At 72.6% G+C, this 12,787-nt stretch carries 11 protein-coding genes; 7 read left to right on the top strand and 4 right to left on the bottom strand.

The genetic code is table 11. The features are described 5' to 3' along the window. Window positions 1-46: 46 nt before the first annotated feature. Entirely contained in the window at window positions 47-472 is a 426-nt protein-coding gene (locus BJY16_RS22425; protein ID WP_185041549.1) for a DUF5990 family protein, read from the bottom strand. 276 nt (window positions 473-748) lie between these two features. On the opposite strand from BJY16_RS22425, the gene BJY16_RS22420 reads away from it, so the two are divergent. From BJY16_RS22420 to BJY16_RS22400, 5 genes are read left to right on the top strand one after another with little or no spacing between them, the layout of a single operon-like run. Beyond that, complete coding sequence (locus tag BJY16_RS22420; RefSeq protein WP_185041548.1) at window positions 749-1,648, top strand: tetratricopeptide repeat protein; 900 nt, start codon at window positions 749-751, stop codon at window positions 1,646-1,648. A 9-nt stretch (window positions 1,649-1,657) separates the two neighbouring features. Further along, window positions 1,658-2,347, top strand: a complete 690-nt coding sequence (locus tag BJY16_RS22415) for an alpha/beta hydrolase (RefSeq protein ID WP_185041547.1) — start codon at window positions 1,658-1,660, stop codon at window positions 2,345-2,347. 12 nt (window positions 2,348-2,359) lie between these two features. Continuing rightward, window positions 2,360-3,598 carry an ATP-grasp domain-containing protein gene (locus BJY16_RS22410; RefSeq protein ID WP_185041546.1) on the top strand — a complete coding sequence of 413 codons (1,239 nt, stop codon included), beginning with the start codon at window positions 2,360-2,362 and terminating at the stop codon, window positions 3,596-3,598. A 32-nt stretch (window positions 3,599-3,630) separates the two neighbouring features. Continuing rightward, window positions 3,631-5,823: a glycoside hydrolase family 9 protein gene (locus tag BJY16_RS22405; RefSeq protein WP_185041545.1), complete on the top strand. Its 2,193-nt coding sequence runs from the start codon at window positions 3,631-3,633 to the stop codon at window positions 5,821-5,823. Between the two features lie 45 nt (window positions 5,824-5,868). Beyond that, window positions 5,869-7,125 carry a cytochrome P450 gene (locus BJY16_RS22400; RefSeq protein WP_185041544.1) on the top strand — a complete coding sequence of 419 codons (1,257 nt, stop codon included), beginning with the start codon at window positions 5,869-5,871 and terminating at the stop codon, window positions 7,123-7,125. Between the two features lie 533 nt (window positions 7,126-7,658). On the opposite strand, the gene BJY16_RS22395 is transcribed toward BJY16_RS22400, so the two are convergent. Beyond that, entirely contained in the window at window positions 7,659-7,961 is a 303-nt protein-coding gene (locus tag BJY16_RS22395) for an STAS domain-containing protein (RefSeq protein WP_239176730.1), read from the bottom strand. A 357-nt stretch (window positions 7,962-8,318) separates the two neighbouring features. Here BJY16_RS22395 and BJY16_RS22390 point away from each other — a divergent pair, with 357 nt between their 5' ends. Together BJY16_RS22390 and BJY16_RS22385 are read left to right on the top strand one after the other, a co-directional pair. Then, a complete protein-coding gene (locus BJY16_RS22390) occupies window positions 8,319-9,734 on the top strand; it encodes an amino acid permease (RefSeq protein ID WP_185041542.1) in 1,416 nt (471 codons plus the stop codon). Further along, complete coding sequence (locus BJY16_RS22385) at window positions 9,731-10,594, top strand: universal stress protein (RefSeq protein ID WP_185041541.1); 864 nt, start codon at window positions 9,731-9,733, stop codon at window positions 10,592-10,594. Before BJY16_RS22390 ends, BJY16_RS22385 begins: the two co-directional genes overlap by 4 nt. Here the strand turns inward: BJY16_RS22385 and BJY16_RS22380 are convergent. Together BJY16_RS22380 and BJY16_RS22375 are read right to left on the bottom strand one after the other, a co-directional pair. Next, window positions 10,523-11,500 (bottom strand): serine/threonine-protein kinase, encoded by a 978-nt coding sequence (locus BJY16_RS22380; RefSeq protein WP_239176728.1) that lies wholly within the window; start codon window positions 11,498-11,500, stop codon window positions 10,523-10,525. The genes BJY16_RS22385 and BJY16_RS22380 overlap by 72 nt on opposite strands. Before the next feature lie 337 nt (window positions 11,501-11,837). After that, the gene (locus tag BJY16_RS22375; RefSeq protein ID WP_185041540.1) at window positions 11,838-12,749 is read right to left on the bottom strand and encodes a glycoside hydrolase family protein; all 912 of its coding nucleotides are present in this window, start codon (window positions 12,747-12,749) and stop codon (window positions 11,838-11,840) included. Window positions 12,750-12,787 lie beyond the last annotated feature (38 nt).

The following is a 12,787-nucleotide window of genomic DNA, read 5'->3' as shown; positions in this document are numbered from 1 at the left end:
CCTCCGACACTTTCCGGTACGGCCGGCGCGCCGAACCGGTCACCGCTCACTCCAGCGTCCAGCTGATCACCGGCGGCCGGACCCGGGCGCAGCGCGGATCGCCCGCCCCGTCGGTCAGCGTCAGCCGCCCGACCAGCACACCCTCGTCGTCGAAGGCGGCCCGCAACAGCTCCGTCGGCACATCCCCGAACAGCAGTTTGGCCCGCCGGAACATGACGAAGTCGGCCCCGTGCACCGCGCCCCAGCTCAGATAGAGGAAGCGCGCTCCGGGCGGCCCGTGCACCCAGGGCCCGCCGACGTCGAGCAGCCCGTCCACCTCCCGGCCGGCCACCTCCAGCTCCCAGACCGCCTGGTTCTCGGTCACCGGGACCCGCTCGACCACCTCGGCGCGCCGTTGCATCCCGACGTGCACGTTGTTCAGCCGCAGCTCCGGCGACTGTGGAAGCTCTCGCCCCTCGATCCGGATCCGCACCCCTCAACCCTAGGCCCGGCCCCCACTCCCGGTCCGCTCCCCGTCCGGCTGACCCCCTTCCCGGTACGCCCGGCGCCCACCCACCCGTCCGAAGCCCGCTCCCGTCGCCGCCCCATCCCGGTACGCCCGCAGCGCACCGACCCGTCCGAAACGCGCGCAGCGGACGGGGCGGCGAGGCGGGGAGTCTGCGTTGTGCGTACGAAAAAGGGATTGTGCTGGAGGGAAACGCCTGCCTTCGGAGGCATTTATCCGAAATGCCGCTTTTATGATGGCGGGGTGGCGGAGGTCTACCGGAGTGCGCACGCGGCGGCGACCGCGACCCATCGCAGCGCGCGGGCGGCCGAGGGCGGCGCGCCCGGCGCCGAGGTCTATCGCAGCGCGCACGCGGCCGTGAGCCGGGCGGCCGCCGAGAACGAGCGGGGCGAGCTGCTGCGGCGGGCCGGGCGGCCGGCCGAGGCGGCGGAGTGTTTCGCCCGGGCGCTGGCCATGCTGGACGGGGTGATCGACGCGGATCCCGGGACGCACTCGGCGATCCTGAACAACCTGGCGCTGAGCGCGCACGAGCGGGGCGAGCTGGCGCTGGCCAAACGCTACCTGGTGCGGTCGCTGGAGGTCGGGCCGCTGGTCGGGGATCCGGTCGGGCGGGCGATCACCTACGACAATCTCGGGGTGGTCGAGGTGGAGCTGGCGCGGGTCACCGGCGGGCCGCCGCAGCCGCACCTGAACGAGGCCGAGGCGCACTTCGCGGCGGCCGAGCGGCTGTTCCGCAGCGTGCTGCCGGAGGCACTGGACGACTACCTGCGGTCGGTGCTGAACCGGGCGGACGCGGCCGGGCTGCGCGGCGACAGCGGCCGGGTGGACCGGCTGACCCGGCACGCGGCCGAGCTGGCCGCGCACCCCTCGGTCGGGCCGGACAACGCGATCGAGGCGGTCACCATGCGCGGCGCGTTCCTGCACCGGCGGCGCGGGCATCCGCGGGCGGCGGTGGAGCTGCTCACCGCGCGGTTGCCGGCGCTGCTGCCGGAGTGCGCCGCGGAGCGGAGCGCGGCGGCGCTGGCCGTGCTGCTGGCGGCCGCCGCGGCGACCGGGGATCCGGCGCTGGTCGACGACGTGTCGGCGCGGATGTCCGAGTTGGGTTCGCGGGCACGAGCGGCGGGATCGGCGGCGCGGCGTTAATGTGCGTTCATGGGAGCGGGCCGATGGCGCAGGGTCCGCCTGCCGCTGCCCCGGCTCCGGTCGACGATCACCGCCGACGTCTGGTCACCTGACCGGGACTGCGACCGGATGCTGGTGGCCCACGACGGCCCGGAGTACCGGTCGCGCGGCGGCCTGGCCGAGCACGCCGCGGCATCCGGCCGCTACCACCTGGTGCTGCTGCCGCCCGGCGACCGCGAGAACTGGTATTCGGCCTGCCCGGCCTGGGCCGACTCGCTCGCCCTGGACGTGTTGCCCCGGCTGCGGGCCCGGCTCGGCGCCGGCCGGGCGGTCGGCACCGGGGTCAGTCTCGGCGCGCTCGCCATGCTGCACGCGCAGCGCTCGCACCCGGCCGGCTTCGCCGGGCTCTACCTGCAGTCGGGCAGCTATTTCCAGCCCCGGCACGACCGGCAGGAGTCCGGCTTCCGGCACTGGTCACGGATCATCCGGTACGTCCGGCGGGTGCGCACCGCGGCCAGCGGCCCGGCCGTGCCGGCCACCCTGACGTGCGGCGCCGGCGAGGAGAACCTGGCGAACAACCGGGACATGACGGATGCCCTGGCGAAACAGGGGTATCCAGTGGATCTCGCCGTCGGCCCGGGTGGGCACGACTGGAGCACCTGGCGAAACACCCTGGACCCGCACCTGACCACCCTGCTGAGCCGGGTCTGGCCGGACTGATCGGAGGCGACCGTGGCCGACGTCGAGCACACCATCGGATTGTTGCTGGGCACCGAGGACGACTGGCCACGCGCCTACGAGGCGTTGCTGCGCCGGCTGGGCACGGTCACCGCGGCCGACGGGCGCACCCACCGCACCCGGCCGGTGCGGGTCACCATCGAGCCGTTCAACCTGCGTGACAAGCCGAAGCACGAGCTGGTGATCGACCGGCTGGCGTACTGGTACTACCACCCCCGCGAGTGGCTCAAGAAGATCGCGCTGATGGACGACGTGTACCTGCTGAACAGCCCGTTCACCTTCCAGTCGATGGAGAAGCACGCGGCGTACTGCGCGATGATGCGGCTCGGGCTGAAGGTGCCGGAGACGGTGCTGGTGCCGTTCAAGAACCCGCTGGACAACTCCCGGTGGGCGTACACCGCGGCGCGCTACAACCGGCCGTTCGACCTGGAGGCGACGGCCGCGTCGGTCGGCTACCCGCTCTACATGAAGCCCTACGACGGCGGCGCCTGGGTGGGCGTCTCGAAGATCCGGAACGAGCGGGAGCTGCACGCCGCGTACGACGCCTCCGGCGAGCGGCTGATGCATCTGCAGGCGTCGGTCGAGGACTACGACGTGTTCGCCCGCTCGCTGACCATCGGGCCGGAGACGATGGTGATGCGGTTCCGCCCGGACCAGCCGATGCACCTGCGCTACCAGGTCGAGCACGACTTCCTCTCGGACGCCGCGGGCGACGAGGTGGTGACCGTGTCCCGGCTGGTCAACGCGTTCTTCCGGTGGGAGTTCAACTCGTGCGAGTCGCTGGTCCGCGGCGACGAGGTGCACCCGATCGACTACGCCAACGCCTGCCCGGACGTGGCGCTCACCTCGCTGCACTACTACTTCCCGTGGGCGATGACCGCGCTGCTGCGCTGGACGGTGTTCTGCGTGGTGACCGGGCGGCGGATGCGGCTGGACACCGACACCCGGGACTACTTCGACATCGCCGACGACCCGGCCCGGTCGTACGCGGACAAGCTGGCCGGCTATCGCGAGCTGGCCGACCGCTACTTCGAGATCGACCGGTACCGCGAGTTCTGCGACAAGCACCTGAGCAACGTCGACGACATCGTCTACGACTGGGTGACCTCGGAGGAGTTCCGGTCGCTGCTGCGCGAGACGGTGCGGGCCACCTACCCGGTGCACGAGCACGAACGGTTCCTCGGGCACTTCGGCGGCCTGATCGACGCCTGGATTCGTGACCAAGGGCGTTGACGTGGTCACATGTTGGTCATCAGTATGTCTCCATGCATCTATGGGAGCGCTCCCTCGCCCTCTCCGCGGCGACCCTGTTACTGGTCGGCGCCGCCGTGACCCCCGCTCAGGCCGACGAGGTCGAGCAGGTCGTGAACGGCGGTTTCGACGGCACCTCCGACCCCTTCTGGTCCACCAGCGGCATGCCGATCGCGCTCAGCGACGGCCGGGCCTGCGTGGACGTGCCCGGCGGCACCGCCAACCGGTGGGACGCCGCGGTCGGGCAGAACGACATCGACCTCGTGGCCGGCGAGACGTACCGGTTCAGCTTCGACGCGAGTGGCGACGCCGGCCACGTGGTCCGGGCCGTCACCGGGCTCGCGGTCAGCCCCTACGACACGTACTTCGAACAGTCACCGGTGCTCGGCGCCGTGCAGCACTACGAATACACCTTCACCGCGAGCGCCACCACCGCGCAGGGCCAGGTGGCCTTCCAGGTCGGCGGCAGCGCCGAGCCGTGGCACTTCTGCGTCGACAACGTCTCGCTGGTCGGCGGCGTGCCGCCGGAGGTCTACGTCCCGGACACCGGGCCGCGGATCCGGGTCAACCAGGTCAGCTACCTGCCGTCCGGCCCGAAGGTCGCCACCCTGGTCACCACCGAGACCACCCCGCTGCTGTGGGAGCTGCGGAACGCCGCCGGCAAGGTCGTCGACACCGGCCGCAGCGAGCCGCGCGGCCTGGACGTGTCGTCCGGGCAGAACGTGCACACCGTCGACTTCTCCGGGAACAGCCGCAAGGGCACCGGCTACACGCTGACCGTCGACGGGGAGACCTCCCGGCCGTTCGACATCGGCGGCGACGCGTACGACCGGCTCCGCGCCGACTCGCTGAAGTTCTTCTACACGCAGCGCTCCGGCATCGCGATCGACGACACCCTGCGCCCCGGTTACGGCCGCGCCGCCGGGCACGTCGACGTCGCCCCGAACCAGGGTGACGGCAACGTCCCCTGCCAGCCCGGCGTCTGCGACTACCGGCTGGACGTGCGCGGCGGCTGGTACGACGCCGGCGACCACGGCAAGTACGTGGTCAACGGCGGCATCTCGGTCTGGGGCCTGCTCAGCGAGTACGAGCAGTCCAAGCAGGTCCGCAAGGTCAGCCTGACCATCCCGGAGAGCGGCGACCGGACCCCGGACATCCTCGACGAGGCCCGCTGGGAGCTGGACTTCCTGCTCAAGATGCAGGCGCCGAACGGCATGGTGCACCACAAGATCCACGACCAGGCGTGGACCGGCCTGCCGCTGCTGCCCTCGGCCGACCCGCAGCCGCGGGAGCTGCACCCGGTCTCCACGGCGGCGACGCTGAACCTGGCCGCCACCGCGGCCCAGGCGGCCCGGGTCTACAAGCGTTACGACCCGGCGTTCGCCACCCGGGCGCTGGCCGCGGCGAAGAAGGCGTACACCGCCGCCAAGACCAACCCGATCGTCCTCGCGCCGGAGTCCGACGGGGTCGGCGGCGGCGCCTACAACGACACCAAGGTCTCCGACGACTTCTACTGGGCGGCCGCCGAGCTGTTCCTGACCACCGGCGAGCACCAGTACGCCACCGACGTGCTGACCTCGCCCGAGCACACCGCCGACTCGTTCGGGCCGGTCGCCTTCGACTGGGCGGCCACCGCCGTGCCGGCCAAGCTGGACCTGGCGCTGATCCCGAACAAGCTGCCCGGCCTCGGCAAGGTGAAGGCGCAGGTGCTGGCCGGCGCCGACAAGTACCTGGCGATCCAGGAGGCGCACCCGTACGGCGTCGCCTACGCCCCGCCGAACAACGTCTGGGACTGGGGTTCGTCCAGCATCATCGCCAACAACCTGGTGGTGCTGACCGCCGCGCACCAGCTGACCGGCACGTACAAGTACGAGTACGGCGTGCTCACCGGCCTCGACTGGCTGTTCGGCCGGAACGCGCTGAACCGCTCCTACGTGACCGGCTACGGCGAGGTCAGCGCGCAGAACGAGCACAGCCGCTGGTACGCCGCCCAGCTCGACCCGGCGCTGCCGCACCCGCCGGCCGGCAGCCTGGCCGGTGGCCCGAACTCGTCGATCCAGGACCCGCTCGCGCAGGAGAAGCTCAAGGGCTGCGTCGGCCAGTTCTGCTACATCGACGACATCCAGTCCTGGTCCACCAACGAGTTGACCATCAACTGGAACGCGGCGCTCGCCCGCCTGACCGGGTACGTCGCCGAACTCCACTAGATCACCTACCGCGACGGCGGCGTCTCGTGGCGTAACGTGCCCACCATGCACGTGCTGCGATTCGCCGCCGCCCTCTACGGGCGCCAGCTCGCCATCCACTACTGGGGCCGGGTGCGGCGGGATCCACTGTCCCGCCTGCACCTGGCCGAGGGCCGGGAGAATCCGTACGCGGTCTACGACGAGGTCCGGGCCCACGGCCCGCTGATGCCGACCCGGCTCGGCAACTACGCCACCGCCACCCACGCCGTCTGCAACAGCGTGCTGCGCGACCGCCGGTTCGGCCCCCGCGCGGTGGCGATGAACGGGCCGGGCGCGCCGGGCGACGAGATCGACATGTCGTTCCTGGACAAGGACCCGCCCGAGCACACCCGGCTGCGCCGGGTCGCCCAGCCGGCGTTCAGCCCCAAGGAGATCGCCGGCTACCGCCCCCGCGTCGAGCGGGTGGTCGGCGAACTGCTCGACAAGGCCGCTGCCAAGGGCACCTTCGACCTGGTCAGCGACTTCGCGGCGCCCCTGCCGATCGCGGTGATCACCGACCTGATGGGCATCCCGGACGCGGACGCCGAGGCGTTCGCGGCGCACGGCGCGGTGGTCGGCAGCGCCCTGGACGGGGTCCGCTCGCTGCGCCACGCGGCCCGGCTCAAGGCCGCCAGCGACGCCATCGACGAGGTCTTCATCCGGCTGTTCGTGCTGCGCCGCCGGGAGCCGGCCGACGACGCGGTGAGCCGCATCCTGGCCGCCGAGGGCGACCAGATCCAGGCGCACGAGCTGCTGCCGATGTGCCGCCTGCTGCTGGTGGCCGGCTTCGAGACCACGGTCAACCTGATCGGCAACGCGGTCGGCGCGCTGCTCGACCACCCCGCGCAGTGGGCCGCGCTCTGCGCCGACCCGGCCGGCCTGGCCGACGCCGCGGTCGAGGAGACGCTGCGCTGGGACCCGCCGGTGCAGCGCACCGCCCGCTGCGCCCGCGAGGACGTCGAGGTGGCCGGCGTCCCGGTCCGCCGCGGCCAGTTCGTCGTCTCCCTGCTCGGCGGCGCCAACCGCGACCCGGCCGTCTACGCCCGCGCCGACCAGTTCGACCTGCACCGCGTCCCGGAAGCCGACCACCTGGCCTTCTCCAGTGGCATCCACTACTGCGTCGGCGCCCCGCTGGCCCGCCTGGAAGCCGGCATCGCCCTCCGCATGCTCGCCGAACGCCTGCCCGACCTCCGCCGAGCCGGCCCGCTCCGCCGCCGCGACGCCAGCATCATCCGCGGCCCGCTCTCCCTCCCCCTCCGAGCCCGAGTCCTCACCCCCCGCTGAACCCCCACCCCCGGCGCAAGACCGCCGCCGCTCATGGCCTACCCCGTTTCCGGTACGCCCGAAGCCGCCCCGCCACGCGCTGACGCCGCCCGGCCACCCTGCCGCACCGCCCAGCCGCGCGCAGCGGTCGTCCGGCTGGCTCCCACGGGTCTCTCAACCACCCTGAAACACCCCTCAGGACCAGCACCGCCCAGCCGCGCGCAGCGGTCGTCCGGCTTGCTCCCACGGGTCTCTCAACCACCCTGAAACACCCCTGAGAACCAGCCCGGACCGTGCACCGCACCGCCCAGCCGCGCGCAACGGTCGTCCGGCTGGCTCCCACGGGTGCCTCAACCGCCCTGAGACACCCGTGAGAACCAGCCGGGACCGTGCGCCGCGCTGCGGCCGCGAGGGGGCCGGGCATCGCGGGCCGGCTGCCATGGGGCTGCGAGTCGTACCGGAAAGAAGACCGCGAGCTGGGGAGCGGCGTCGCGGCAGCGGGATGGTTGTCGGGGACGAGAGGCGGACCGCGAGCGGCCGGGACGACAGCCCGGTCAGATGCAGCCGAGGAGGTCGGTGAGGCCGGTGACGCGGAGCTGGCGGTGGACGAAGTCGCTCGGGTTGCGCAGCTGGAAGCGGGCGCCGATGTCGCGGGCCGCGCGCTGGCCGGCGACCAGGGCGCCGATGCCGACCGAGTCCATGAAGGTGACGTAGGTGAGGTCGACGATCATCGCGGTGGGGCGGTCGCGCTGCAGGGTGTCGACCAGGATCTCGCGGAGGGCGTCGACGGTGGCGGCGTCCAGGGTGCCGCGCACGTCGACGACGGTGGCGCCGTCGGCCTGTCGCCGTGTCGTCATCACGGCCTGCCCCATCGCGTCCCCCCAGGAGAAGCCCCGAGCCGGACGCTCCGGGCAGATTGAAGAACCGGCCTGGGCCGGCCGGGGAGACCCGAGCCGGCCGAACTGACCCAAAGAGGCGATTTGCCCCTTCTCACCCCACCGTACCCGCCCCGCCGTACCCCTCGCAGGCTGCCGCGCGGTTTGTCGGGGACGGCGCACAACCCGTACGCCGAACGGTTTTTCACCCACCGCGCTGGTCAGTAGGCAAGCCGGGCAACCGAACTTCCCACATCGCGCCGATCGTCTCCCCGCCCGGCTTGCGGGCGGGGTGATCGCGGGATGACGGTGGCCTGAGGCAGCGAAAGGGGGCGCGGCATGGCCGGAAGCGGACTGTTCGCCATCCGGGACGTCGGATCGTTGATCCACGAGACGTCCGAGGAGGGCACCGAGCTCAAGAAGGCGGTCGGGGTGACCCAGCTGACCGCGATGGGGGTCGGCGCGATCATCGGCACCGGCATCTTCGTGGTGATCGGCAAGGGTTCCGGCATCGCCGGGCCGGCGGTCATCCTGTCCTTCGTGCTGGCCGCGGTGGCCTGCGCGTTCTCCGCACTGTCCTACGCCGAGCTGGCCTCGTCGATCCCGGTCTCCGGCAGCGCGTACACCTACACCTACGCCACCCTCGGCGAGATCGTCGCCTGGATCATCGGCTGGGACCTGATCCTGGAGTACGGCGTCTCGGTGGCCGGCATCGCGATCGGCTGGGGCGGCAACCTGAACGCGTTCCTGGACGCGGCGTTCGGGTTCAGCCTGCCGGACGCGATCGCCAAGTCCCCGGAGGACGGCGGCATGTTCAACCTGCCGGCCGTCTTCGTGGTCCTGGCCATCACGTTCCTGCTGGTCCGCGGCGTCACCGAGAGCGCCCGGGTGAACCTGGTGATGGTCGTGATCAAGCTGGTCGTGCTGGTCTTCTTCATCGTGGTGGCGTTCGCCAACTTCGGGACCGGCAACTTCCACCCGTTCGCCCCGGCCGGCGTGGACGGGATAACCGCGGCCGCGGCGATCATCTTCTTCGCGTACATCGGGTTCGACGCGGTCTCCACCGGCAGCGAGGAGGCCCGCAACCCGGCCCGCGACCTGCCCTGGGCGATCATCGGCTCGCTCGCCATCTGCACGGTGTTCTACGTGCTCACCACGGTCGGCGCGCTAGGCATCGCCAGCCCGGACCAGATGAAGGACAGCGACGCCCCGCTCGCCGCGGCGCTGGACGAGGGCGCCGGGATGAGCTGGGCGGCCGGCATCCTGGCGCTGGGCGCGGTCATCGCGATCACCAGCGTGGTCCTGGTGATCTTCTACGGTCAGACCCGGATCTTCTTCGCGATGTGCCGGGACGGTCTGCTGCCCCGCCGGATGGCCACCGTGCACCCGCGCTACGGCACGCCGGCCAAGCTCACCTTCGTGCTCGGCGGGCTGATCGCGATCCTGGCCGCGCTGGTGCCGCTGGGCACCATCGTCGAGCTGGTCAACATCGGCACGCTGTTCGCCTTCGTGCTGGTCAACATCGGGGTGATCATCCTGCGCCGGACCCGCCCGGACATGCCCCGGCCCTACCGTGTGCCGTGGTCGCCGGTGCTGCCGCTGATCGGCGTGGCGTTCGCCGTCTACCTGATGTCCGACCTGCCGTGGGACACCTGGGTCCGGTTCGTCGCCTGGCTGGCGGTCGGCCTGCTCATCTACGGCCTCTACGGCTACCGGCACTCCCGGCTGCGCTCGCCGGAACGGTCCGGATCATGAGCGCGCCGGTGGTGGTCGGCGCGGACCATGGCGCGGGGACGGCCGACGCCCTCGCGCTGGGGCGCTGGCTGGCCGGCGCCTACGCCACCGGCCTGATCGTCGCGGTGGTGCACCCGGCCCCGTCGGCGCTCGGCTCCGGCCGGGTCGACGCCGAGTGGATCGCCGACCGGCACCGGGCCGCCGAGCGGATCCTGGCCGAGGCCCGGGCCACCCTGGACGATCCACCGGGGGTGGACTACCGGATCGTCGCGTCCAGCTCGGCCGCGCACGGCCTGCACGACCTGGCCGAGCAGTCCGGCGCGGCGCTGCTGGTGGTCGGGTCCGGGACGGCCGCGCCGGCCGCCCGGATCTTCGCCGGCAGCACCGCCGAGCGGCTGCTGGCCGGCAGCGTCTGCCCGGTCGCGGTCACCCCGGCGGGCTGCGCGGCGCCGCCCGGCACCGCCGGCCGGATCGGGGTGGCCTACGTGGACACCCCGGACGGCCGGGCGGCGCTCGACGCGGCGGCCGGGCTGGCCCGGCGGACCGGCAGCCCGCTGCTGCTGGTCACCGTGGTGGCCGGCGGGGACGCGGCGCTGCCGTTCATGATCGGCGACGACGCCGAGCGGGCCTTCCTGGACACCGCCCGGGAGACCTACGAGGAGGCACTCCGGAAAGCCGCCGCCACCGTCCCGGACGTCACCGTGGAGTGGGAGCTGCGTTCCGGCGACGTGATCGAGGAGCTGGCCGCGCTGACCGGCCTGGACGTGCTGTTCTGCGGCTCCCGGGGGTACGGCCCGGCCCGCCGGGTGCTACTCGGCGGCGTGTCGGGGCGCATGCTCCGTCGGGCGGGTGTGCCACTGGTCGTGGTTCCGCGCGCCTGAGTTGCGGTGGTAGGTCGGCTCGTCGATCGCCCCCTGGTCCCAGGCCGGCGTGGCCGGGTCGATGTCGGCCAGCGGCACGTAGACCCGGGCGTCCACCGCCTCGGCCAGCAGCAGCGCGGCGACCAGGGCGGTCGGGCGTTCCGCCGGGTCCCGGCGCAGGCAGCGGAAGCACAGGTCGAGCACCTCGGGCGGCAGCCCGTCGACCCGGGGCAGCGGCTCCGGGTCCCAGTAGCGCTGGGCGTGGATCAGCTCGGTGTGCGACCTGGTGGTCCACGGCACCCGGCCGGCCAGGCAGTGGTAGAGCAGCGAGCCGAGCCCGAACATGTCCGAGGCCGGGGTGGCCGGGCAGCCCTCGAAGCGCTCCGGGGCGACGTAGGCCGGGGTGCCCATCACCGGGCCGTCCGGGTCCGGCTCGGGCGCGCCGACCGCCGCCGCGATGCCGAAGTCGAGGACCTTGGCGCCGCTCGGGGTGAGCATCACGTTGGCCGGCTTGATGTCGCGGTGCACCACCTGCTCGGCGTGCGCGGCGGCCAGGGCGGCGGCCACCTCGGCGCAGATCCGCACCCCGATCCGCCAGTCCAGCCGGCCGAGCGCCAGGTGCTGACCGAGCGTCTGCCCCTCGACCAGCTCCATCACGATGTACGGCACGTCGCGCCGCCCGGGCGCCGGCGAGGTGCCGAAGTCGTGCACGCCGGCCACGTTCGGGTGGGCGAGCCGGGCCGCCGAGCGGGCCTCGGCGCGGATCAGCTCGACGCCGGCCTCGCCGAGCGTGCCCTCCACCGCCGGCGCCATGATCTTGACGGCGACCGGGCGGTCGAGGACCTGGTCGTGACCGCGCCACACCTCGGACATGCCGCCCCAGCCGATGCGGTGCACCAGTTGATACCGCCCGCCCAGTGTCCGCACGGCGCTCCCCTCCCGAAATTTCGCTGGTTTCGGCGATACCCCGGCGTCCGTGGGACAAACGTGATCTCCGCCGAACGAGCGACCGACAATTCCACAGTGGCCTCAAGAATTGTCGCGTGTCTATTCATAGGAAATGCAAAGGCGGGACAAACGGGACGGCCTGCGCTTACTGTCGGTAATCGCCGTACGGAAAAGGAAAGGCGGAACCGGGTCCTTGTGAGACCGGTTCCGCCCATCGACGCGTCGTCGCTGTGCGCGACCATCTGCCGTCGGAGACCACGCTAGGCCGGGGCTCCCGAGGCGCCTCCGGTCACCCCCGGCGGGAGTGACCGCACTCTCAGACCTTCTCGGTACGCAGGTCGTGCGCCCCGTCCTCGCGAGTCGCCTCGTAGTACAGCCGCCGCCCGCCGCCCGGCGCCTCGACCAGGCTCAGGTAGCGCAGCCCGTACGGCGCGTGCGGGCTGCCCACCGGCTCCCGCTCCTCGGCGGTGAGCTCGCCGAACGACCCGTCCGGCAGGCGCGTGCCGCGGGCCGTCCCGGTCCGCTCCTCCCAGTTCTCCCCCGCCGTGGCCCGCCCGTCGTAGGCGACCGTGATCTCGTCGCCCACCACCTGCACGGAGGACACCCGCACCCCGCGCGCGTCCCACTGCCCGGGCCGGCCGGCCAGCGCGGTCCGCCGCCAGGTCCAGTGCACGCCGTCCGGGCTGGTGGCGTACTCGGTGGTCATCCGGTCGGCGTCGTCCCAGGACTCCAGCGGGTGCACCGACGCCCACAGGTGCCAGCCGTGCTCGTCGTGGTGCAGCACCGGGTCCTTGACCCCGGCCGTCTCGTCGCCGGCCAGCACGGTCCGGGGCGTCGCGGTGGCCAGGCCCTCCGGGGTGTCCGCCTCGATCAGCTCGACCCGCCAGTGCTTGGTGCCCGGGGTGGCCGCGCTGACGTAGAGCCGCCAGCGCCCGTCCGGGGTGTGCACCAGGGCCGGGCGCTCCAGCGACTCGGCGCCGAACCGGTCCTTGCTCACCTCGGCCACCACGGTGAAGGTCAGGCCGTCGGCGGACCGGGCGATCACGTTGGCGATCCCGCGCCCGGCGCCGATCGGCAGCCGCACCCGGTAGGCCAGGTAGATGTGCCCGTCCACGGTGATCGTGCTCGGCGCACCGGACCAGGCGCCCGGCTCGGTGCTCGGCGGCTCCACCACCACCGTGGCGTCTTCCCAGCTCGGCAGGGGCAGAGCGGTTATTCCGACGGTCAACGCGGCCTCCGGGAGAAATGAGTGGTTTCTGACGATTT

This window comes from Actinoplanes octamycinicus (assembly GCF_014205225.1).
Taxonomy (GTDB): domain Bacteria; phylum Actinomycetota; class Actinomycetes; order Mycobacteriales; family Micromonosporaceae; genus Actinoplanes; species Actinoplanes octamycinicus.
Note: the sequence above shows the minus strand (reverse complement) of the source record. Positions and strands in the feature narration are given on the sequence as shown.

Excerpts from the sequence above, each read along its gene's own strand:
- BJY16_RS22415 (WP_185041547.1), top strand. The coding sequence starts at position 1,658 with ATGGGAGCGGGCCGATGGCGCAGGGTCCGCCTGCCGCTGCCCCGGCTC.
- BJY16_RS22405 (WP_185041545.1), top strand. The coding sequence starts at position 3,631 with ATGCATCTATGGGAGCGCTCCCTCGCCCTCTCCGCGGCGACCCTGTTA.
- BJY16_RS22400 (WP_185041544.1), top strand. The coding sequence starts at position 5,869 with ATGCACGTGCTGCGATTCGCCGCCGCCCTCTACGGGCGCCAGCTCGCC.
- BJY16_RS22395 (WP_239176730.1), bottom strand. The coding sequence starts at position 7,961 with ATGACGACACGGCGACAGGCCGACGGCGCCACCGTCGTCGACGTGCGC.
- BJY16_RS22390 (WP_185041542.1), top strand. The coding sequence starts at position 8,319 with ATGGCCGGAAGCGGACTGTTCGCCATCCGGGACGTCGGATCGTTGATC.
- BJY16_RS22385 (WP_185041541.1), top strand. The coding sequence starts at position 9,731 with ATGAGCGCGCCGGTGGTGGTCGGCGCGGACCATGGCGCGGGGACGGCC.